At 52.4% G+C, this 23,164-nt stretch carries 18 protein-coding genes and 1 tRNA gene; 8 read left to right on the top strand and 11 right to left on the bottom strand.

Going from position 1 to position 23,164, the window contains the following annotated elements:
* Window positions 1-100: 100 nt before the first annotated feature.
* The gene (locus G6Q29_RS16260; protein WP_165466426.1) at window positions 101-442 is read right to left on the bottom strand and encodes a SymE family type I addiction module toxin; all 342 of its coding nucleotides are present in this window, start codon (window positions 440-442) and stop codon (window positions 101-103) included.
* A gap of 125 nt (window positions 443-567) precedes the next feature.
* Here G6Q29_RS16260 and G6Q29_RS16255 point away from each other — a divergent pair, with 125 nt between their 5' ends.
* Genes G6Q29_RS16255 through G6Q29_RS16240 form a run of 4 tightly spaced genes read left to right on the top strand, consistent with a single transcriptional unit; the run spans window position 568 to window position 4,761 of the window.
* Window positions 568-759, top strand: a complete 192-nt coding sequence (locus tag G6Q29_RS16255; RefSeq protein ID WP_058652585.1) for a toxin-antitoxin system HicB family antitoxin — start codon at window positions 568-570, stop codon at window positions 757-759.
* A gap of 58 nt (window positions 760-817) precedes the next feature.
* Window positions 818-2,050, top strand: a complete 1,233-nt coding sequence (locus G6Q29_RS16250) for a metallophosphoesterase family protein (RefSeq protein WP_165466425.1) — start codon at window positions 818-820, stop codon at window positions 2,048-2,050.
* Between the two features lies 1 nt (window position 2,051).
* Window positions 2,052-3,824 (top strand): hypothetical protein, encoded by a 1,773-nt coding sequence (locus G6Q29_RS16245; protein WP_165466424.1) that lies wholly within the window; start codon window positions 2,052-2,054, stop codon window positions 3,822-3,824.
* Entirely contained in the window at window positions 3,811-4,761 is a 951-nt protein-coding gene (locus G6Q29_RS16240) for a hypothetical protein (protein WP_165466423.1), read from the top strand. Before G6Q29_RS16245 ends, G6Q29_RS16240 begins: the two co-directional genes overlap by 14 nt.
* Before the next feature lie 10 nt (window positions 4,762-4,771).
* Here G6Q29_RS16240 and G6Q29_RS16235 read toward each other — a convergent pair.
* A tRNA-Sec gene (locus G6Q29_RS16235) sits at window positions 4,772-4,866 on the bottom strand.
* Between the two features lie 290 nt (window positions 4,867-5,156).
* Between G6Q29_RS16235 and G6Q29_RS16230 the strand changes: the two genes are divergently transcribed.
* Window positions 5,157-6,548: a glycoside-pentoside-hexuronide family transporter gene (locus G6Q29_RS16230; protein ID WP_165466422.1), complete on the top strand. Its 1,392-nt coding sequence runs from the start codon at window positions 5,157-5,159 to the stop codon at window positions 6,546-6,548.
* 12 nt (window positions 6,549-6,560) lie between these two features.
* The gene (gene yicI, locus G6Q29_RS16225; RefSeq protein ID WP_165466421.1) at window positions 6,561-8,879 is read left to right on the top strand and encodes an alpha-xylosidase; all 2,319 of its coding nucleotides are present in this window, start codon (window positions 6,561-6,563) and stop codon (window positions 8,877-8,879) included.
* A gap of 119 nt (window positions 8,880-8,998) precedes the next feature.
* On the opposite strand, the gene G6Q29_RS16220 is transcribed toward yicI, so the two are convergent.
* Window positions 8,999-10,687, bottom strand: coding sequence for an AsmA family protein (locus G6Q29_RS16220; protein ID WP_165466420.1), 1,689 nt, complete (start codon window positions 10,685-10,687; stop codon window positions 8,999-9,001).
* A 118-nt stretch (window positions 10,688-10,805) separates the two neighbouring features.
* On the bottom strand, window positions 10,806-12,197 hold the full coding sequence (xanP, locus tag G6Q29_RS16215) for a xanthine/proton symporter XanP (RefSeq protein WP_165466419.1): 1,392 nt from the start codon (window positions 12,195-12,197) through the stop codon (window positions 10,806-10,808).
* A gap of 223 nt (window positions 12,198-12,420) precedes the next feature.
* On the opposite strand from xanP, the gene gltS reads away from it, so the two are divergent.
* Window positions 12,421-13,623 (top strand): sodium/glutamate symporter, encoded by a 1,203-nt coding sequence (gene gltS, locus G6Q29_RS16210; protein WP_165466418.1) that lies wholly within the window; start codon window positions 12,421-12,423, stop codon window positions 13,621-13,623.
* A gap of 3 nt (window positions 13,624-13,626) precedes the next feature.
* On the opposite strand, the gene recG is transcribed toward gltS, so the two are convergent.
* From recG to gmk, 5 genes are read right to left on the bottom strand one after another with little or no spacing between them, the layout of a single operon-like run.
* The gene (gene recG / locus G6Q29_RS16205; RefSeq protein ID WP_165466417.1) at window positions 13,627-15,708 is read right to left on the bottom strand and encodes an ATP-dependent DNA helicase RecG; all 2,082 of its coding nucleotides are present in this window, start codon (window positions 15,706-15,708) and stop codon (window positions 13,627-13,629) included.
* A 3-nt stretch (window positions 15,709-15,711) separates the two neighbouring features.
* Complete coding sequence (gene trmH / locus G6Q29_RS16200; RefSeq protein ID WP_165466416.1) at window positions 15,712-16,401, bottom strand: tRNA (guanosine(18)-2'-O)-methyltransferase TrmH; 690 nt, start codon at window positions 16,399-16,401, stop codon at window positions 15,712-15,714.
* Window positions 16,402-16,405: 4 nt separating this feature from the next.
* The gene (spoT, locus tag G6Q29_RS16195) at window positions 16,406-18,520 is read right to left on the bottom strand and encodes a bifunctional GTP diphosphokinase/guanosine-3',5'-bis pyrophosphate 3'-pyrophosphohydrolase (protein ID WP_003860921.1); all 2,115 of its coding nucleotides are present in this window, start codon (window positions 18,518-18,520) and stop codon (window positions 16,406-16,408) included.
* A gap of 19 nt (window positions 18,521-18,539) precedes the next feature.
* Complete coding sequence (rpoZ, locus tag G6Q29_RS16190; protein WP_000135058.1) at window positions 18,540-18,815, bottom strand: DNA-directed RNA polymerase subunit omega; 276 nt, start codon at window positions 18,813-18,815, stop codon at window positions 18,540-18,542.
* Between the two features lie 54 nt (window positions 18,816-18,869).
* Entirely contained in the window at window positions 18,870-19,493 is a 624-nt protein-coding gene (gene gmk, locus G6Q29_RS16185) for a guanylate kinase (protein WP_165466415.1), read from the bottom strand.
* A 251-nt stretch (window positions 19,494-19,744) separates the two neighbouring features.
* Between gmk and ligB the strand changes: the two genes are divergently transcribed.
* On the top strand, window positions 19,745-21,415 hold the full coding sequence (gene ligB, locus G6Q29_RS16180) for an NAD-dependent DNA ligase LigB (protein ID WP_165466414.1): 1,671 nt from the start codon (window positions 19,745-19,747) through the stop codon (window positions 21,413-21,415).
* Window positions 21,416-21,417: 2 nt separating this feature from the next.
* On the opposite strand, the gene G6Q29_RS16175 is transcribed toward ligB, so the two are convergent.
* Window positions 21,418-22,035, bottom strand: coding sequence for a trimeric intracellular cation channel family protein (locus tag G6Q29_RS16175; protein ID WP_165466413.1), 618 nt, complete (start codon window positions 22,033-22,035; stop codon window positions 21,418-21,420).
* A gap of 205 nt (window positions 22,036-22,240) precedes the next feature.
* Window positions 22,241-23,104, bottom strand: a complete 864-nt coding sequence (locus G6Q29_RS16170) for a YicC/YloC family endoribonuclease (protein WP_165466412.1) — start codon at window positions 23,102-23,104, stop codon at window positions 22,241-22,243.
* Window positions 23,105-23,164 lie beyond the last annotated feature (60 nt).

Here is a 23,164-nt window from a genome sequence, read left to right as displayed (position 1 = left end):
CTCCCTGGCAACATAACAAATTCACCTGCCGGAAATTAGATTACGTTTTTATCAACCATGTCGGCTCCGTCTTTTTAACGATTAACGCCAGAAACCGCCGCTAAGCCAGGTGGTTTGTATTTGATTTTGCGAGGCGCTTTCCAGGATGCTGAATTTGAATCGCGGCAAGGGCTTTCTCTATCTCACTGAGCTTCGCCTTCGTCCGCTTATAATCATCCTGCAACCGCTGCTCCTGCTCGTTATACGCCACCAGAACGATGCACCCTTTCATCACTTTGACCGTGATCTGCTGTCCGGTTTCAAAGCCTGCGGCACGCAGCCACTTGCCAGACAGAATGATATTGGGCGTGGATTTGTCGAAAACATTCGGGCGATATCCCACAATTAACGAACGCTCGGTTCCGGATTGGTCGGTGTCTGGGGTAGAATGCGAATCAGCCATAATCAACTCCTTGATAGTTGGTGAGGTTAGACGCTCCGGTTGTGTTCCCGCACATCGGGGCGTTGCAAATACAGGAGGTTTAGGTGGCCTCCTATAAGTGTTATAATAGATAGATAGGTGGCCTCATGTCAATCATATCGCGCGAAAAAAAACCAAAAGGCGGCGGGCAGTCTCCGCAGTTTAAGATGCGAATTGATCCGGCATTGAAGGAGCAGCTGGATGCTGTGGCTGCTGAGGAAGGTGTAAGCCTTGCCAGCTGGTTGAAGGAACTGGCGAGAAATGAGTTAATGAGACGAGGTAAACAACCTAAGGGCTAGTTTCTAATTCGGTATGCTAAAAATCTTAGACAGTATAATTTATGAAGAAGAATGAATTATGAAAATACTGGTAATTAGTGACCTACATGTTGGTACTACAGCAAGAGCAAGAGATTTCTGTACTGAAGTAAGTGGAGCATCAGCAATTACAGAGAATTTTATTGAAGAGTTTCACGATTTAGTTAAATTTGAAAACATTACTGCGACTCATCTATTAATTGCTGGTGACATCACCAATCGAGCTGAGTCATATGAGTTTGAGATTGCTGCAGAAAGAATTAACGATATTAAGAATATATTGAAAATAGACGAAAGAAATATATTCTTTGTTCCTGGTAATCACGATGGAAACTGGGATCAAGAGAAAGCAGCAAGTAAAAGATTTTCAAATAAAGATAAAATCATACTAGAAAAATATAATAATATTAGAAATAATGACTTTTTTTCTTCTTTATTAAAAAATACAAAATTCTCTTCATATTATTCTGACCCGTATTCTACTATTTGGGAACATGAAGATTTGATTGTAGTAGGAGTGAACTCTTCAGCGTTGGATAGTTATGATAAAGCAGTAAAGTTTGGGGAGGTTGATTTAAAATGCTTAGCATCCTTACAATCAAAACTAGATGAATTAAAAGGTACAGGTAAGCGTAAATTTAAAATTCTTCTTACGCATCATCATCCCAAAAACTATACAGATACTACTTTCCCCGCCCCTGACCTTAGCCAAATGAAAAATGCGGAAGATTTTATGCGTTTTGCCGGAAAAAATGAGTTCGATTTCATAGTTCATGGTCATAAGCATATTCCAAGGTATAATTTTCAAATGGATTCTGATGGTTTTTTTGTCAACATACTAAGTGCTGGAAGTTTTGCTGCTCAATTAAAAGACTGGCACAATGGGGTAGCGAATTTCTTTCATCTAATTGAACATCATGATTTTTGTCCGGATAATAACTTTTCTAGAGGAAAGGTTATTTCTTGGTCTTATTTTACAAATCATAAATGGACACGATCACTTTATGATAGAGACCGTATAAGTCATGAGGAATATTACGGTTACATGGTTTCAAGAAATCAGTTAAAAAGTAAGCTGAGAAATATTATTAACCAGTGCAAAGAGCACAAGAATTATGCAAAATGGCAAGATTTAATTAAAATAGAACCTAAGTTAAAGTATTGTAATAAACAATTATTATCTCATGCAGTAGATGATCTTTCATATGAATTAAAGTATGAAGTGATGCCTAGTAAAGATGACAGCTTCGTTTTATTATGGGCGGAGGATTAATATGAATCTAAGTGAATTAAGTTCTTTATTTGAAAATTCAAATGCAAGAGGTTTAAATACTAATCAACTTGCCAAAGAATTTATTTGGACAGAATCATTTGAAGCGCTATTTACCAGCCAGAATCAAGTTATTCTTGGATCGAGAGGGTCAGGAAAAACTGCTTTAGTTAAAATGCTTGCGCATGAAAATTTGAGTAAGTTAGGTGAGTTTTATCCAAAGGCAAAAGACCTAATTGAGTCTAGAAATTTTATTGCTACCTATGTCCCACTAAGAGTGGAATGGGTCAATTCATTAAATAACTATGAATCAAAAAAAGAAGAATACTTCATTTGGAGTTTAAACCTATCTCTATGCGCAAATCTTCTTGATACAATTAGAAGTTGTATCGACTGCTACATTGAGGATGAGATTGAGCAACTTTTTGTTGAAAGAAAAATTTGTTTAGATATTTCAGATGTTTGGTTTTCAAATGATAACTTGAAATTAAATAATTTAAATGATATTAGAAATGAGTTGGAGCGCGTTGAGTTCAAAAAGAATTTAGCCTTTAACAAGGAAGCAATGGGAGTCACCCTATCTGATGAAGAAATTAGAATAGGTGAGGCATTTCATACTACATTATTCAAACCTTTTGAATTTGCTTCTAGAATAATAAAGAGAAAATTGTCTCTTCAAGAAAGTAATAGATGGATTGTTTGTATTGATGAGGCAGAGTTTCTTACAAGGAATCATCATCAAACTCTTAATACATTCATGCGTTCTGCTAGTGATCTAGTCTTTAAGATTACCACTATGCCTTATAGACATCATACTCTTGATACCGATGTTGCTGCAAATATTAATATCGGGCATGATCTAGAGTATGTATATATAGACAAGTTAGGTACATCACACCTTAATCAGCAAAACTCAGACAAAATTATACAAGAGTTTGCTGAAAAGCTATTTGTTAATAGGTTAAAGTATCATCATAAAAACGATATAACGCTTGAACAGTTGGTTGGGAAATCAGTGTTAACGCAATCAACACCTGACATAGCGGAAAATACTTACGTCATGAAACTAATTGAGAAACACTGTAACGCGGATACTATAAATCGAGCGAATACATTATTTCTTAATGATATTAATAAATTTGATGATGCTATTATTCGTAAGTTGCGAGGACTTCTTCTTCTACGTGAAGAATATAATAATAAGTTGGGGAATTCATCCTCAACTTTATATTCTGGCGTTGCTATCGTTTCACGTTGTTCAGATGGGAATCCGAGACGTCTCTTTAGATTATTCAATCATTTGTTGGGTAACCTGAAGGATCAGTCAAAAAAAATTCCCGATGCTAGTCAAAGCGAGAGAATAAAAAGTTATTCCTATAGAGAGTTAGAGGTTATTAAGTTCGAGAAAGATGGCATTAAAGCTTTTGATTTTATTAATAAAATAGGTGGTTACTTTAAGGAAAAAAGTTTAGTTGAGAAACTAGGGAGCAATACACCTCAATCGTTCAGTATTGATAATACTATTCATGAAGATCAATGGAGTTGTATTAAAACTGCTGTTGACTTAGGGTTACTTTATCCTTATGTGAAGAAAGATAGAAATACAAAATCACTTTTCCCCTCGAAAGAGGGAAGATTTGTCTTAGCTAACTGCCTTGCACCTAATTTTAATTTGTTTCCACGTGTAGGACGCTCTATCCAATTACATAATATTTTTAATTCTAACGCTACATTGAGCGCAGAAGATCAAATGGAGTTATTTAATGACGAAGATTAGACTGCAAGATTTATCAAGGGCTGAAATGCTTGATACGCGTTACGACATTGCTTTCTTAGGTTTAGGTTATGAACCAAGATGTGTTTATGTTTCAAAATTACTTGATACAACAAATATAGATGATTTAGTTGTGCTTTCATTTAACGAGAGTGCTCAGAATAAAAGCAGGTTGCAAAGTTTTGATAACCTACAAAAAAAATGGGGAGCAAAGCTATCGCTTGTGAATCTTGAGCATTCGCATATCCATGAAGTTTATTCAGTTTTAAACGATAAACTATTAAAAATCGATAAAAAAGAAATTTTGATATTGGTTGACTATAGTTCCATGTCTAGAAACTGGTATGCGGCCATATTAAACTATTGCTTAAAAGTCTACTCTAAAAAAATAATAATAGATTTGGTCTACTCTTCGGCAGAATACCCTAAAAACGATGACTTTTTAAATTTTGAACTGGGTGATGTTAAAGTACTACCTGGTTGCGAAGGTTCTTCAATCACTAAAAAGAAAAAATGCGCTATATTTATGCTGGGGTTTGATAAAATTGGCCCGCAAAGTTTTTTTAATTTACTTGAGCCAGATTTGAGTTTTGGCGTAATTGCATCACCGGGTTCTTTACCAGATTATCAATCTCAAGCTGAATCAATCAATAAGGATTTTATTGAACACCAACTATCTGAAGGTCGTAATTTACTTAGACTTCCAATTTCTAGTTTATCAATTACTTTTGAGAACTTATGTCAGGTAATTCAGCCTTTAAAAAATGAATATAATATTTCCATTATTCAATTTGGTCCTAAGCCCCATTTAGTATCATCAACTTTGGCCGGTTTGTTTTTCGATAATGTGACCTGTATCTATAGTGAATATAGCAGATCAAAGCCTTTTGACATTCAACCTAATGGTGAACTGGTGATAACGAGAATTATGGTGAAATAAAGGTAATTTTTGGCGGAAGATCACAGGAGTCGAACCTGCCCGGGAACGCTGGCGTCCCCAACTGGATTTGAAGTCCAGCCACCTCACCGGAGATGACGATCTTCCGCGCCTGCATTGCTACATGGAGGCGGGGCGCATTATAGCTACTTTCAGGCATTTACCACATACCCCGACACACTTTTTTCACCTCTCTTTTGACCTGTACCCCCCTGTTTCAGTTAATTCTTAAGAAAATCCTCATGTTAGCCTTTCGTGCTGCCAACATTTACCGCGATCACAAAAAACAAGAAACGTAATCTGCTAACCAGAAAACGCAATACCCGCCTTTGAAACAATGGTTTAAAACCAATGCAACCGGTCTCAGCGCCCCCTACAGCGTGAAGGATGAAAAAAAGATGAGCGAAGTATTGTCAGTAAAAGAGAAGATTGGCTACGGCATGGGAGACGCCGCCAGCCACATCATTTTTGATAACGTCATGCTTTACATGATGTTTTTCTACACCGATATTTTCGGCATTCCCGCCGGGTTTGTCGGCACCATGTTCCTGCTGGCCCGCGCGCTGGACGCAATCTCCGACCCATGCATGGGGCTGATTGCCGACCGCACCCGCAGCCGCTGGGGCAAGTTCCGTCCGTGGATTTTGTCCGGCGCTATCCCGTTCGGCATCGTCTGCGTGCTGGCCTACACCACGCCGGACCTCAGCCCCAACGGCAAAATGGTCTATGCCGCCATCACCTATACGCTGCTGACCTTGCTCTACACCGTGGTTAACATCCCGTACTGCGCATTGGGCGGCGTAATTACCAACGATCCGACGCAGCGTATCTCCCTGCAATCCTGGCGCTTCGTGCTGGCGACGGCGGGCGGCATGCTCTCCACGGTGCTGATGATGCCGCTGGTGAACCTGATTGGCGGCGACGACAAAGCGTTCGGCTTTCAGGGCGGGATCGCCGTGCTGTCGGTGGTCGCGTTCCTGATGCTGGCGTTCTGCTTCTTCACCACCAAAGAGCGCATCCAGGTGCCGCCGAGCACCACCTCCATGCGGGAAGACCTGCGCGACATCTGGCAAAACGACCAGTGGCGCATCGTCGGCGTGCTGACCATCCTCAACATCCTCGCCGTCTGCGTGCGCGGCGGGGCGATGATGTACTACTGCACCTGGATCATGGGCTCGCCGGAGGTGTTCGTCGCGTTCCTCACCACCTACTGCGTCGGCAACCTGATCGGCTCTGCGCTGGCGAAACCGCTCACCGACTGGAAGTGTAAGGTCAGCATCTTCTGGTGGACCAACGCAGCGCTGGCGGTGGTGAGCGTGGCGATGTTCTTCGTGCCGATGCATGCCACCGTGGTGATGTTCGCCTTTATCTTCGTCATCGGCGTGCTGCACCAGCTGGTGACGCCTATCCAGTGGGTGATGATGTCCGATACCGTCGACTACGGCGAATGGACCAACGGCAAGCGTCTGACCGGGATCAGCTTTGCCGGCACGCTGTTCGTACTGAAGCTTGGCCTGGCGCTGGGCGGGGCGATGATCGGCTGGATGCTGGCAGGCGGCGGCTACGACGCGGCAGCCAAAACCCAGAACAGCGCGACCATCAGCATCATTATCGGCCTGTTTACCCTGGCCCCGGCGGTCTGCTACGTGCTGAGCGCCATTATCGCCAAACGCTACTACACGCTGAAAACCCCCTTCCTGACCAAAATCCTGGGCGAGCTGGCGCAGGGCGCGCGCCGCAATCAGCAGGAGTTTGAAAACCTGCCGGTCAGCAAAGAATTGCAGAACTAAGAGGACGAAAGCATGAAAATCAGTGATGGAAACTGGCTTATTCAACCGGGTCTGAACGTGACGTATCCGGTTCAGGTGTTCGACGTGGAGCAGCAGGGCAATGACCTGGTGGTCTACGTGGCACCGCGTGACGTGCGTGAGCGCACCTGGCAGCTCGACACGCTCATGTTCACGGTGCGCCTGTTTGCCCCGCAGGAGGGGATTGTCGGGGTGCGCATCGAGCACTTCCAGGGCGCTCTGAACAACGGCCCACATTACCCGCTGAACGTGCTGAAAGACGTGAAGGTCGAGATTGAAAACAACGCGGAATTTGCCGAGCTAAAAAGCGGTAGCGTCAGCGTGCGCGTGACCAAAGGCGAGTTCTGGGCGCTGGATTTTCTGCGCAACGGCCAGCGCATTACCGGTAGCCAGCTGAAAAATAACGGCTACGTGCAGGATACCAACACCGATCGCAACTACCTGTTTGAACGGCTCGACCTCGGCGTGGGCGAAACGGTCTACGGTCTGGGCGAGCGCTTCACCGCCCTGGTGCGCAACGGCCAGACGGTCGAAACCTGGAACCGCGACGGCGGCACCAGCACCGAGCAGTCCTACAAAAATATCCCGTTCTACCTGACCAACCGCGGCTACGGTGTGCTGGTCAATCACCCGGAAAACGTCTCGTTCGAAGTCGGCTCGGAGAAAGTCTCCAAAGTGCAGTTCAGCGTCGAAGGGGAGTATCTGGAGTACTTTGTGATCGACGGCCCGACGCCGAAAGAGGTGCTCAACCGCTATACGCGGTTCACGGGACGTCCGGCGCTGCCGCCCGCGTGGTCGTTCGGCCTGTGGCTGACCACATCGTTCACCACTAACTACGACGAAGCCACGGTCAACAGCTTTATCGACGGCATGGCCAAACGCGACCTGCCGCTGCACGTCTTCCACTTCGACTGCTTCTGGATGAAGGCCTTCCAGTGGTGCGACTTCGAGTGGGACCCGGTGACCTTCCCGGACCCGGAAGGGATGATCCGCCGCCTGAAGGAGAAAGGGCTGAAGGTCTGCGTGTGGATTAACCCGTACATCGGCCAGAAGTCGCCGGTATTTCGCGAACTGAAAGAGAAGGGGTACCTGCTCAAGCGCCCGGACGGCTCCCTGTGGCAGTGGGATAAGTGGCAACCGGGGCTGGCAATTTATGACCTCACTAACCCGGAAGCGTGCCGGTGGTATGCCGACAAGCTGAAAGGCCTGGTGGATATCGGCGTCGACTGCTTTAAAACCGATTTTGGCGAGCGCATCCCAACGGACGTGCAGTGGTTCGACGGATCCGATCCGCAGAAAATGCATAACCACTACGCCTATATCTACAACGAACTGGTGTGGAACGTGCTGAAAGAGACCGTCGGCGAGCAAGAGGCGGTGCTGTTTGCCCGCTCCGCGTCCGTGGGCGCGCAGCAGTTCCCGGTGCACTGGGGCGGCGACTGCTACGCCAACTATGAATCAATGGCCGAAAGCCTGCGCGGCGGGCTGTCGATTGGTCTGTCCGGCTTCGGGTTCTGGAGCCACGATATCGGCGGATTCGAAAACACCGCCCCGGCGCACGTCTACAAACGCTGGTGCGCGTTCGGGCTTTTATCCAGCCACAGCCGCCTGCACGGCAGTAAATCCTACCGCGTGCCGTGGGCGTACGATGACGAGTCCTGCGACGTGGTGCGCCACTTTACGCAGCTGAAGTGCCGGATGATGCCGTATCTGTACCGTCAGGCGGCGCTGGCGCGCGAGTGCGGCACGCCGATGCTGCGGGCGATGATGCTGGAGTTCCCGGACGATCCGGCGTGCGATTATCTCGACCGCCAGTACATGCTGGGAGATGCGGTGATGGTCGCGCCGGTGTTCTCCGAGGCGGGCGACGTGCAGTTCTGGCTGCCGGAAGGGCGCTGGACGCACCTGTGGCATAACGACGAAATTCAGGGCAGCCGCTGGCATAAGCAGCAGCACGATTTCCTGAGCCTTCCGGTGTATGTGCGCGATAACACCCTGCTGGCGCTGGGCAACAATAACCAGAAGCCGGACTATGCGTGGAATGAGGGGACCGCTTTCCAGCTGTTTAACCTGGAGGATGGCGCAACGGCGGTGAGCGAAGTGCCTGCGGCGGACGGCGCGGTGGCGTTTACGCTGAAAGCGTCACGAGAAGGCGACATCGTGACCCTGACCGGCGCGGGTGAGGCACGAAACTGGTCGGTTTGCTTGCGCAACGTGCAGAAGGTGGGCGGCGTGAAAGGCGGTTCACATGCGGGAAGCGAGTGGGGCGTGGTGGTGAAAGCCGAGGGGAATGAGGTGGTTGTTCACCTCTGAGCTGAAAAAATGCCCGGTGGCGGCTGCGCCTTACCGGGCCTACGGTAATTATGCGGTCTGATGCCCTCACCCTTACCCTCTCCCACAGGGAGAGGGGATAAAACTGCCACCCGGCTTGTTTATTGCACGGGTGTTGAAACAATGCCACCCGTCATCGTCTGCTCTACCTGCTGTTTATCCATATTCACCGCGCTCAGCTTGCCGTTCACCGTCGGCTTCAGCGGCGCATTGGCCTGCACGCTGCCGCTGGCGGTGAGCTGAATATTGCCATCGCCCGTCACCGGTAGCGCTGGCCAGCCCCACTGCTGCAAGACGTTGAGCGGCACGCCGCGCCCGTTCAGGCTCACGGTGGTTTGCCGCTGCGGCAACTGCGAAACCGTCGCCGTCGCTTCCAATATACCTTTTTCGGTAAAGGCGCTCAGGTCGGTAATGTTCACCGTGGCGGCGTTGGCATTCAGCGCCAGCGACGGGCGACGCACGTCGACGCGGTTAAAGGTTGCTGCCGCCCCGTTGAGGGTTGCGTTACCGCCCCACACGCCCCACTTGTGATCCTGCGCCAGCCGCAGATTAGCGCCGTAGCCGTCAAGGGAAGTAACCTGCCACGGGAAAGCAGGATCGATGTCGATGACCAGGTTGCGGCTCAGGCCGAATTTTTTCAGCGTCACGCTGTTCAGCCATGCCGGGAGCGGATCCATCCACAGCGTTTTCCAGTTTTCCGGAAGCGTATATTCCAGCCCGGCAATGGCAACGTCGTCCAGCACCAGCGCCTGACCCTCGCGCAGCCAGTTACCGGAGGTGCGCACCATGCCGCCTTCCCAGCGCGAGGTAAACTGGCGCAGCGCAATGCCCTGCGGGGAGAATTCTGCGTTCAGGATGGGGTCAAACAGATGCAGCGAGCCGTAGATAAACTCGCTGGCGTTCATGGATAACCGTCCCTCCTGGCTTTGCCAGTCACCTTTACTCAGGGTCAGGTTACGCAGGCTAAGGTCAAGGTCGGTTACTGCCCAGTCAGGCCCCTGTAAACGGGCATCGGTCACTTCCAGCCGCCCAATCTGTAATGAAGGCAGCGTGGAGAGAGGGGCGAAGAAATTCAGCAGTGATTTGTCGCTTTGCAGGCGGATCTCATTCAGCCGCAGGGTGTCGATTACCCAGCCACCGTCGGCATTACGCAGGGCCGAACCCGTAAGCGAACCGCGCGCCATATCGGCACCGATGGTGTTCAGCACCACCTCTTTGCCGTTGAGTTGCCCCTGAATCAGCACATTGTTAGCCGGTATGCCATTGAGCGTGAGCGAGCCTGCGCTCATCTGGATTTGCGCATTTTTCCCGAGCACGTTCCCCGCCTCGGGCTGCCATGGGCTAACGCCGCCGGTAACCTTTTGCGCACTCAGATCCCACGCCGTGTTCGGGCTGTTAAAGGCCATGTTATTCAGTTGCAGACGGTCGGCCTGGAACGGCAGCGGCGCCGTCTGCGATGATAAATTCAGCGTGCCATCGAACAGAGTGATGGCGTCCATATGCAGCGGATCGGTGATCTGGCGGCTGCTTAAGCCAATATCCACTTTTTTAGCAACCAGCGTGGCCGGCTTGCCATCTCGTCCGAAGGTGACATTTTCCAGAAGGATGTGAGAAGGGGATGAAAACCGATGATCCATCAGGTCAAAGTTAAGCTCGTAATCGGTATTCACCGTGATCCAGCTGCTGACCTGCGATGCGCCCCAGCGGGTCTGGAGCAGAAAATAAAAGGCGAGCACTACAATAAGCAGGGCTACCAGAAGATAGATAAGCAGCTTTCCAATAAATTTCATGGTCTTCCTTCCCGCGAAACGCACATAAGGGTGTTATGCACGATTTATGCGCAATGCTCAAGGCGGGAATGGTGTAAAGAGATGTCACGGCAGGCATTGACAGCCTGCCGTGTGGGGATCAGTTCTTTTCAGGCGGGAAAATGAGGTTCAGCACGATAGCGGTAATACCGCCCGCGGCGATGCCGGATGATAGCAGGTTTTTCACCCAGTCCGGGGCAAATTGCAGGATCAACGGCTGCTGAGAAACACCCAGGCCCACGGCCAGCGACAGCGCAATAATCATGATTGCGCGGCGGTTCAGTGGCTCGCGGGAGACGATGCGCACCCCGGAGGCCGCGATGGTTCCGAACATCACCAGCGTTGCGCCGCCCAGTACCGGCTCAGGAATGTGCTGCACAAAGCCGCTCACCGCCGGGAACAGGCCGAGAACTACCAACATCAGCGCCACCACGAAGCCCACGTAGCGGCTGGCGACGCCGGTCAGCTGGATCACGCCGTTGTTCTGGCCGAAGCAGGAGTTCGGGAAGGTGTTGAACACCGCCGAGACAAACGAGTTCAGTCCATTCGCCAGCACGCCGCCCTTCAGACGCTTCATATACAGCGGGCCGGAGACCGGCTGCTCGGACACGTCGGAAGTGGCGGTGATATCGCCAATGGTTTCCAGCGAGGTGATCATAAAGACCAGCATCAGCGGCAGCAGCAGGCTCCAGTCAATGCCCAGGCCGTAGTAGAGCGGCGTTGGCACGGTAATCAACGCGCTGTTGGACGGCGCGGTGTTTTCCGGCAGCATACCCAGCGCCCATGCCAGAAGATAACCGGCCGCCATGGCGATCACCAGTGAGGCCACGCGCAGGTACGGGTTACGCTGGCGGTTAAGCAGAATAATGATCGCCAGCACGACGCCTGCCAGCAGCAGGTTTTTCGGCGCGCCGAAGGTATGGTCGCTCATTGCCGCGTAGCCGCCACCGATAGAGGTCAGACCCACCTGGATCAGCGACAGGCCGATAATCATCACCACCACGCCGGAGACCAGCGGGGTGATCACGCGGCGCGCCAGATGCAGAACGCGGGAGATGATCATCTCTGTGCAGCTTGCCAGCATCAGGGTGCCGAAAAGCGCAGCCATCATCGTCGGGACATCTGCGCCGCCGGTTTTCAGTGCCGTACCGCCCATGATCAGCGGCGCCACAAAGTTAAAGCTGGTGCCCTGAATCGACAGCAAACCCGAACCCACCGGACCCCACGCTTTAATCTGAATGATGGAGGCCACGCCGGAAGCGAACAGAGACATACTGATAATGTGTTGCGTATCCTGTGCCGGTAAGCCGAGCGCCTGGCAGATCAGCAGCGCCGGGGTGATCACCGCGACAAACATCGCCAGAAGATGCTGGCAGGCCGCGAAAAGCGTCTGCGGTAGCGGCGGGCGGTCTTCAAGGCGGTAAATCAGTTCGCTATTTTGCTTCTGCGCAATCGGTTGCGCATCAGGCGGCTCTATGGTGTTAACGGACATCGGCGGCAATTCCATGGTGGAAAAGCGGGCATTTTATCTGACCACCTGGTAAAAGCAAACGATTGCCAGCAAAAAAAAGAGAGAAAATCTGCCGGTGTGAGCAGGTTTTCTACAACGACCAGGGAAAAAAAATTACACTTTTCGCGCCGGGGCTCATGACGAGCATCACCCGGCCCAGGATAACGCCGCGTGTGTATGGAACACGCGCATAACAGGAGCCTCTATGATTCATCTCGATACGTTATCGACCCTTGTTGCCGCAACGCTGGTTCTTCTGCTTGGTCGCAAGCTGGTACACAGTGTTTCCTTTCTGAAAAAGTACACCATTCCTGAACCTGTTGCCGGTGGATTGCTGGTGGCACTGGCCCTGCTGGTACTGAAAAAAAGCATGGGCTGGGAAATCGATTTTGATATGTCCCTTAAAGACCCATTGATGCTGGCCTTCTTCGCCACAATCGGCCTGAACGCCAACCTCGCCAGCCTGCGTTCGGGCGGCAAGGTGCTGGGCGTGTTTCTGATTGTCGTGGTGGGCCTGCTGCTGATGCAAAACGCCATCGGTATCGGTATGGCGTCGCTGCTGGGGCTGGATCCGCTGATGGGTCTGCTGGCGGGGTCGATTACCCTGTCAGGCGGCCACGGAACGGGCGCGGCGTGGAGCAAGCTGTTTATCGAACGCTATGGCTTTGAAAACGCAACGGAAGTGGCGATGGCCTGCGCGACCTTTGGCCTGGTGCTCGGCGGTCTGATTGGCGGCCCGGTGGCCCGTTATTTGGTTAAACACTCCACCACGCCGAATGGCAGACCAGACGATGAAATGGTGCCGACGGCATTCGAAAAACCGGATGTTGGACGCAGCATCACTTCGCTGGTACTGATTGAAACCATAGCGATGATTGCTATCTGCCTGACCGTGGGCAAAGTGGTTGCGCAATGGCTGGCGGGTACAGCGTTTGAACTGCCGACCTTTGTCTGCGTGCTGTTTATCGGGGTCATTCTGAGCAACGGTCTGGCGCTGATGGGCTTCTACCGCGTGTTTGAGCGGGCGGTATCGGTGCTCGGTAACGTCTGTCTGTCGCTGTTTCTGGCGATGGCGCTGATGAGCCTCAAGCTGTGGGAACTGGCCTCGCTGGCGCTGCCGATGGTGGCGATTCTGGCGGTGCAGACGCTGTTTATGGCGCTGTACGCCATGTTCGTGACCTGGCGCATGATGGGGAAAAACTACGATGCAGCGGTGCTGGCGGCCGGGCACTGTGGGTTTGGTCTGGGGGCAACCCCAACGGCTATCGCTAATATGCAGGCGATCACCGAACGGTTCGGCCCGTCGCACATGGCGTTTTTGGTGGTGCCGATGGTGGGCGCATTCTTCATTGATATCGTCAACGCGCTGGTCATAAAGCTCTACCTGATGCTGCCGATATTTGGCTGACCGTCAGGCGTTGGAATAGCGCTCGGTTTCCGGCATCCAGCGTTCAATTAACGCTGCCGCCTGTTCGGGGTAGCGTTCATGAATATGACGCGCAAGGCGTTGTACTTCGGGGATCATGGCCTGATCGCGCAGCAAATCTGCCACCTTAAATTCGGCGTTACCCGTCTGACGCGTGCCCAGCAGTTCGCCCGGACCGCGGATCTCCAGATCTTTTTGCGCAATCACGAAGCCGTCATTGCTGTCGCGTAATACCTGCAAACGCATCTGCGCGGTTTTCGACAGCGGAGCTTTGTAGAGCAGCACGCAGTGAGAGGCGATCGCGCCACGGCCCACGCGGCCTCGCAGCTGGTGGAGCTGCGCCAGGCCGAGACGCTCCGGGTTTTCGATAATCATCAGGCTGGAGTTCGGCACGTCCACGCCCACTTCGATGACCGTGGTCGCAACGAGTAAATGCAGCTCGCCCTGTTTGAACAACTGCATCACCGCCTGCTTCTCGGCAGGCTTCATGCGTCCGTGAACCAGACCGACGTTCAGCTCCGGCAGGGCGAGTTTTAACTCTTCCCACGTAGCTTCGGCAGCCTGCGCTTCCAGCAACTCTGACTCTTCAATCAGGGTACAGACCCAGTATGCCTGACGCCCTTCCTGGGTGCAGGCGTTGCGTACGCGGTCAATAATGTCGCTGCGGCGCGTGTCCGGAATGGCGACCGTAGTCACCGGCGTACGGCCTGGCGGCAGCTCGTCGATGGTGGAGGTATCCAGATCGGCATAAGCCGTCATCGCCAGGGTGCGCGGGATAGGCGTGGCGGTCATGATCAGCTGATGCGGGTGAAAGCCCTGTTGCAGACCTTTCTCCCATAGCGCCAGACGTTGATGAACACCAAAGCGGTGCTGTTCGTCGATAATGACCAGCGCCAGGCCGTTAAACTGCACCTGTTCCTGGAAAATGGCGTGCGTGCCGACAATCATCTGCACCTGCCCGCTGGCAATGGCTTCCTGCTGCGCAAGGCGTGCTTTGCCCTTCTGCTTCCCGGCCAGCCAGCCTACTTCTATTCCCAGCGGGGCGAACCAGTTACGGAAATTGTTGGCGTGCTGCTCGGCCAGCAGTTCCGTCGGCGCCATCAGCGCCACCTGCTTGCCGTGGGCGATGGCACGCAAAGCAGCCAGCGCGGCGACCAGCGTTTTTCCGGAACCCACGTCGCCCTGCACCAGGCGCATCATTGGCACATCCAGCGCCATATCACGTTCGATCTCAGCTGTTACCCGCGCCTGGGCGCCGGTGGGTTTAAATGGCAGTGAGGCCAGCAGCTTATCTTTGAGCTCATCACGCTGGCTTAATGGCTGCGCGTGGAAACGCTGCGCACCGGCGCGCAGTGCCAGCATGCTCAGGTTATGAGCCAGTAATTCCTCAAGGATAAGACGCCGTTGGGCGGGATGTTTACCGTTTTCTAAATCAACAAGCTGAAGCGTTGGCGGTGGACGGTGCAGGGTGCGCAACGCCTCCGGCAGGCTCATCATGCCCTGCGCCAGCTCCGGTGGCAGCAGCTCGTTAATGGCACAGGTGTCGAGCAGCTCCAGCGCCTGGTCGGTGAGCTTGCGCAGCGTAGCCTGCTTAATGCCTTCAGTGGTTGGATAAACCGGCGTGAGCGTCTCCTGTAGTTCAGGTGAGCTAAGATCGCCCTGGACGCGGTATTCAGGATGGATCATCTCCGCACCGTATTTGCCCCGTTTGGCTTCGCCGTACGCGAGTACGCGTCGTCCGGTAGCAAGGCTGTTTTTCATTGCCGCATTGAAGTTGAAAAAGCGCATGGTGAGAATGCCTGTCCCGTCGCTGATCTGGCAGGTCATCATCCTGCGTCCGCCAAAGGTGATGTTGCAGTTCAGCACTTCTCCTTCAACGGTGGCGTAAATAGCGGGCAGCAGATCGCCAATCTTATAAAGCTGGGTGCGGTCTTCGTAGCGCAGGGGGAGGTGGAGCAGGAGATCCTGCACGGTGTGCAGGCCAATCTTCGCCAGTTTATTGCTTTGAGCCGCGCCCACGCCCGTCAGGCCGTTGAGCGGTATGGCGTCCAGCAGGCGGCCTTTCATGGTTTACCCTGCGTACTGCATGGTGGACCACCACTCGGCATCGGCTTCAATTTCGCCCTGCGCGTTGACGTGGGGGTAAGGCAATTTCTTCTGCTTCGCAACGCGAGCAAGCACCGGATAGCCACCTTCAAACAGCAGGCGCTGCTGTTCCTCCTCCGGCAGCATGCTGTTGCTGCGCGCGTACATTCCGGCGTTCTGACGCTGGCGCTGTGCTTCATACAGGATCAGCGCAGAAGCGACCGACACGTTCAGTGACTGGACCATGCCGATCATCGGGATGATGATGTCCTGATCCGCCAGATCCAGTGCTTCCTGAGTGATCCCCGTTTTTTCTTGTCCCATCAAAATGCAGGTTGGACGGGTATAGTCTATCTCACGGAAATCCACGGCTTTATCTGAGAGGTGGGTTGCCAGAATCTGCATACCGCGCCCTTTCAGGTGCGAGACCGCTTCACCAATGGTCTGGTGAGTTTTTACGGATACCCAACTGTTGCTACCTGCGGCGGTGGAGGCCATGGTACGCATACGTGCTCCGGGCCAGACGGCGTGGACTTCATGCACGCCGACGGCATCTGCGGTGCGGACAATAGCAGAGACGTTATGAGGTTTATGGACCTGCTCCATGCAGACTGTCAGATCAGGCTGACGCCTGGCGAGCATTTCGCAGATTCGCTCGTAACGTTTTGAATTCATGATGCTAATTTCGATTACGGGTGACTTTAATGACATCCGGCATCACGCGGATCTTGCGCATAATATTAGCCAGATGCACGCGGTCACGGGCGGTCAGACGAATAAAGGCGCTGTAAACGCGGCCATCTTTTTCTTCCGTATTCAGGCTTTGAATGTTGGACGAGGCCGTGTTAATCGCTGCCGTCAGGTTCGCCAGTGCACCCTGGTGGTTGAACATATCCACCTTGATTTCAGTGATAAATTCCTGCGCCGTCTCTTTATCCCACTCGACCGCCATGAACTTCTCAGGCTCTTTCTGATAGCCACGGATGTTACGGCAGGATTCGTGATGGATCACCAGCCCTTTACCTGGGCTGACGTGCGCAATAATCGGGTCGCCTGGGATAGGACGGCAGCATTTGGCGAAGGTGATGAGCACCCCGTCAGCACCTTTAATCGGCAGGTGACCATGATTTTGCGTGGTGGCAGGAACGGCTGTCGTTTCGCCTTGTTGCAGATTCTTCGCCACGACCACGCTCATCGCGTTGCCGAGGCCAATCTCTGCCAGTAGATCATCCAGCGAGGCGAGCTTCATACGCTCCAGCTCGTGCTGAATATTCTCTGGCGGGATCTCGGCCAGTTTGCGACTGCCACCCAGCGCGTGATTCAGCAGACGGCGCCCCAGGCTGACGGAATCATCGCGTTTGAGGTTTTTCAGCAACTGGCGGATTTTTGCACGCGCTTTTGAGCTTACAACAAAGTTCAGCCAGGCGGCGTTAGGGCGTGCACCCGGCGCGGTAATGATCTCCACCGTCTGCCCGCTGAAGAGCGGCTGAGACAGCGGATAAGGCTGCCTGTCGACGCGGGCACCCACGCAGGCATGGCCGATATCGGTATGCACGGCGTAAGCGAAGTCGACCGGCGTCGCGCCCGCAGGCAGTTCGACAATGCGCCCTTCCGGCGTGAAAACGTAAATCTCATCCGGGAAGAGATCGGATTTAACGCTCTCGATAAATTCAAACGAGCTACCTGCACTCTGTTGCAGTTCCAGCAGGCTCTGCATCCAGCGCTGAGCACGAATTTGCGCGGTAGTGCTGCTTTCGCCACCGTGCTCTTTATATGCCCAGTGCGCTGCGACACCCATCTCCGCCATTTGATCCATATCTTCGGTACGAATTTGCACCTCAACAGGGACGCCGTGCGGACCAATCATGGAGGTGTGCAAAGACTGGTATCCGTTCGCTTTTGGAATGGCAATGTAATCTTTGACGCGCCCCGGACGTGGCTTGTACAGGCTGTGCATCTGCCCCAGTACGCGGTAGCAGGTGTCGGAGTCATGGACGATGACGCGGAACGCATAAATATCCATGATCGAGTGAAAACGCTGCTCTTTGAGCACCATTTTGCAGTAAATAGAGTACAAATGCTTTTCACGACCGCTCACGCGGCACGGAATACCGGCTTCCTGCAAACGCCCTTCGATTTCAGAGAGGATTTTTTGAATCATCTCTTTACGGTTACCACGAGCGGCTTTTACCACCTCTTTAATCACACGGTAGCGGTTTGGGTACAACGCCTCAAAACCCAGCTCTTCCAGCTCGGTTTTAATGTGATGAATACCTAAACGGTGCGCCAGCGGACTGTAGATTTCGAGGGTTTCACGGGCGATGCGGCGACGCTTATCCGGGCGAAGTGAGCCCAGCGTGCGCATGTTGTGGGTGCGGTCAGCAAGTTTGATGAGAATGACGCGGATATCCTGCACCATCGCCATGATCATCTTGCGAAAGTTTTCGGCCTGCGCCTCTTTCTTGTCGCGGAATTTCAGCTTATCAAGCTTAGAGACCCCTTCCACCAGCTCGGCAACGCTTTTGCCAAACAGCTGTTCCATGTCCTGGTAGGTGGCAGGGGTATCTTCGATCACGTCATGCAGCAGGGCGGCCATCAGCGTTTCGTAGTCGAGTTTCATCTCGGCCAGAATACAGGCCACCGCTACCGGGTGCGTGATGTAGGGTTCACCGCTTGAACGTGTCTGGCCCTCGTGAGCGTCACGTGCAACGAGATACGCCTGCTGAAGACGCTTAATCTGGTCTTCAGGCAGGTAGGTTTGAATCAGTTGATTCAGGCTTTCAAACAGATACAAGGGCGACCCGCAGGTTTAATTAACGACGACCTTCAGCAATAGCGGTAACAGCTTGTAATTCAGCGGCTTCCTGCTCTTGCTGCTCCTGGCGCTCACGCACGTCGAGGATCTGATTGTTGATCAGACCTTCTTCGATTTCGCGAAGTGCAATAACGGTGGTTTTATCGTTTTCTTCCGGTACCAGCGGATCTTTACCGCCTACCTGCATCTGACGAGCGCGACGCGCGGCGACCAGCACCAGGTCAAAACGGTTACCAATTTTCTCTACAGCGTCCTGAACAGTTACGCGTGCCATACTTAAAATGCTCCACAGGTGAAGAAATGACTGGGCATGATACTGAAAGTGGGTTCAGTCTGCCAACAGTTTGGTGATTAATGCGTCATGTCGCTGCTTCTGGCGGCTCATACGCAGACGTTCTGCACGAAGGATAGTTTTGAGATCGCTCAGCGCGGCATCAAAATCATCATTCACAATAAGGTAATCATATTCCGCGTAATGGCTCATTTCTGCAACAGCCTGTGCCATACGCTTCGCGATCACGTCTTCGCTGTCCTGGCCGCGACCACGCAGGCGGCGATCCAGTTCATCTTTCGATGGCGGTAAAATAAAGATACTGCGTGACTCCGGCATTTTCTTACGAATTTGCTGCGCGCCCTGCCAGTCGATATCCAGGAACACGTTCACGCCGGTCGCCAGAACCTGCTCAATAGTTTCACGCGAGGTACCGTAGTAGTTACCAAATACTTCCGCGTGTTCAAGAAACGCATCTCTGCCAATCATCGCTCGGAATTCGTCGTGATCCACAAAGAAATAGTGTTCGCCGTGTACTTCACCCGGGCGCGGCTGACGCGTGGTGTGAGAAACAGATACCTGCGTGTCGTACAACGGTTGGGTTTTTAACAGTGCCTGAATGAGGCTGGATTTACCCGCGCCACTAGGGGCAGAAACAATATAAAGCGTGCCTTGAGCCATGAGAGTCTTTTGTATGTGTTAGCGAAGAAGTCCTACATACGGGCTTATTATACACGTCGCCGCTGTGTGACGTAGTCTTTGTCACACTTTTTCCCGTGGATGATTGAATTTTGCGTACCGTTTTCAGGTTTTATCTGCGGTTTGCAGCAATAAAAATGAATGCTGGATAGCGTCTCGCATGATGGGAAGTTGCTATTAGCCATGTTTCTCACGCCAGGTTATACCTCAGGCATTGCAAAGGAGGGGTAGCGATGTGGCGATGGATAAGCGGGTTAATGCTGCTGTGGTGTGGTTATGGGGCGGCGGTGTGTCCGGTGTGGTCACAAGCAAAAGCCGGGAAAGAGATTGCGTCTTTAAGCGCGCAGATCAAACGCTGGGATGAAGCCTACTGGAAGCAGGGCGTTAGCGAGGTCAACGACGAGGTATACGACCAACTCAACGGACGCTTATCCCAGTGGCAGCGCTGTTTTGGTCACGATCTCGCAGAGAACGCCTTACCTGCGCTAACGGGAAGCGTAAAACACCCTGTTGCCCATACGGGGGTGCGTAAGGCAGCCAACAAAGAAGTGCTGGGTCAGTGGATGCGTGGCCGGAAAAATCTCTGGATGCAGCCAAAAGTCGACGGTGTAGCGGTGACGCTGGTGTATCGCAACGGAAAGCTCGCTCAGGCTATCAGTCGCGGTAACGGGTTAAAAGGTGAGGAGTGGACCGCTCGCGTGCGTTTAATTCCGTCAGTGCCTAAAACGGTATCCGGTGCGCTGGCAAACAGCGTCCTGCATGGGGAGCTTTTCTGGATGCGAGAGAATCACGTTCAGCGGCAGATGGGCGGTATGAATGCCCGCGCTAAAGTGGCCGGCGCGATGATGCGGCAGAACGACAGTGCGCTTCTGAACCAGACAGGTATATTTATCTGGGCCTGGCCGGATGGGCCGAAAGAGATGGAAAGTATGCTTTCTGCACTGTCCGGCGCAGGATTTTCCCTGACGGCGCGCTATACACTGCCCGTACAAACGGTTGATGAAGTTGAAAAACAGCGTTTGGCCTGGCAAAACACAGCATTACCTTTTGCCACAGATGGCATTGTGGTTCGGTCCGCGGAGTCTCCTTCAGGGGAGCGCTGGCTGCCTGGTGAAGGCCACTGGGTGATGGCGTGGAAATATCCACCAGTTGCGCAGATTACTGAGGTCAGGGATATTCATTTTTCAGTTGGGCGTACGGGGAAAATTTCCGTCGTGGCGGCGCTGGAGCCGGTGCAACTGGATGATAAGCAGGTACAGCGGGTGAGCCTGGGGTCGGTTGGACGCTGGCAGAGGCTAGATATTGCCAAAAGCGATCAGATCCAGGTAAGCCTTGCCGGGCAGGGCATCCCACGGTTTGATAAAGTTATCTGGCGAGGAACGGACAGACAAAAACCAGAACCACCTTCTTCGCGTTATCACACCCTGAGCTGTTTTTATGCTTCACCAGAGTGTATGGAGCAGTTCTTTGCCCGGTTGACGTGGCTTAGTTCTAAACAGGTATTCAACATTGAAGGATTAGGCGAGTCAGGCTGGCGGACACTCTGGCAAGCGCATCATTTTGAACATCTCTTCTCATGGCTGCTACTAACGCAAGCGCAGCTCCAGTCTACGCCGGGGTTTTCTCCTGCGCGTGGCCTGGCACTCTGGCATCGCTTTAATCAGGTGCGTGAGCAACCTTTTATCCGCTGGATTATGGCGTTGGGTGTACCATTGTCACAAGCCTCGCTGAAGGCTTTGGGGGATATGTCATGGCAACAAATACGCGAACGTAACGTAAAGGCATGGCTGGCCTTGCCGGGAACGGGGGAAGAGAAGGCGCGGCAGATCGTTAGCTGGATACACGCGCCTGAGATTGATGGGCTGGTCAGGTGGCTTGCTCAGCAGCACATCAAGGGGTTCTGAGATTAGTGAGCGCTGTGCTTATAGTGAAATACGGGCAGACCGAGCTTCAGACGCAGCGCCAGCATGCGGGCCGTAAAGCCAAACAGCAGCGTGGAGATCACCACCACATCATGGTTCGAAACATAGTGTTGCAGAGCGATGTAGAGTACCGTTGCGGCGAAAGAGATGCCAGCATACAGCTCTTTTTGGAAGACCAGGGGAATGCGCTTGCAAAACATATCGCGCAGTACGCCGCCGAACACTCCCGTGACCACGGCGGCAATGGTGGCGATAACCGGCCCTTCACCCATATCGAGCGCGATTTGTGCGCCGATGATAGAAAAGACAATCAGCCCCAGCGCATCCAGCACCAGAAACAGGCGGCGCAGATGGGGCATTACGGGTGCCACAATGGTGGTTAACACGGCTGCTGTTGCCACGATAATCACATACTCAGGGTGTTTAACCCAGCCGAGAGGATAATGACCAAGCAGGATATCGCGCACCGATCCGCCACCCAGCGCGGTCGCGGTGGCAATAATGATCACGCCGAAGGTGTCCATGCGGCGTCGCCCGGCTGCAAGTGCGCCGGTCATGGCTTCTGCGGTAATACCAATGAGATAAAGAATGTGAAGCAGCATATACCCTCCGGTCTGAACGCGGGAAGGTTAGCGTTTTGTGAGCAAGCTCACGATTGAGATTTTCTAAGGCGATGAAGCTTCACCTATTAAATTTAATCAGTTCACGCTGCTTGTGCTTGATAATATGGAGAGATAGTAGAGAATGCGTGAAAATTAAGATTAGAAATACTAATAGGTGGCTTCAACCGAAACCACCTAAAAGCGATTACTCAATGTTCTGAATCTGCTCGCGCATCTGCTCAATCAGTACTTTGAGCTCGATCGCTGAGTTGGTCACTTCAGCATTAATCGACTTAGAAGCCAGCGTGTTTGATTCGCGGTTGAACTCCTGCATCATAAAGTCGAGACGGCGGCCTACCGCTTCTTTCTTCTTCAGAATGTTGTAGGTCTCTTTAACATGCGCTTCCAGACGATCCAGCTCTTCAGCCACGTCCACACGCTGCGCCATCAGCACCAGCTCTTGCTCCAGACGGTTGTTTTCCAGCTGGACTTCCGCTTCTTCCAGTTTGGCGACAAGGCGTTCACGCTGCCATTGCAGCACTTCTGGCATATGAGCGCGAACTTTAGCGACTTCGACGCTCACACCTTCAAGACGCTGCTCGATCATCGCTTTCAGCGCCTGTCCTTCGGTTTCACGGGCAACGATAAAGTCATCCAGCGTGCCGTCGAGTGCAGCCAGGATTTCGGCGGTAATCGCGTCCAGATCCTGCTCTCCGGCAGCCATCACGCCAGGCCAGCGCAGAATATCGACCGGGTTGATTTCGCCTTCATCACTCTGCATTTTGACCCAGTTCGCCGCATTAACGAGCTGTTTTGCCAGCTTTTCGTTAAGGATCAGTTCGCCCTGTGCACTGGCATCGGGTTCAAAACGTAAATTACATTCCACTTTGCCGCGGGTCAGACGCGTACGGATACGCTCACGCACCACAGGCTCCAGACTGCGGAACTGTTCTGGCATACGGAAATACGTTTCCAGATAGCGCTGGTTTACCGAGCGCATTTCCCAGGTAGCACTACCCCAGCTACCCTTGATTTCACGCCGGGCGTAGGCGGTCATACTGCGGATCATAGACATTCCCGTTTTTAAAGGAGAGATGGGGGGATTATAGCTTTCGGGGGCTTCTCAGGA

The sequence above is a fragment of the Enterobacter cloacae genome (assembly GCF_011078175.1).
Classification (GTDB): Bacteria; Pseudomonadota; Gammaproteobacteria; order Enterobacterales; family Enterobacteriaceae; genus Enterobacter; species Enterobacter cloacae_Q.
Note: the sequence above shows the minus strand (reverse complement) of the source record. Positions and strands in the feature narration are given on the sequence as shown.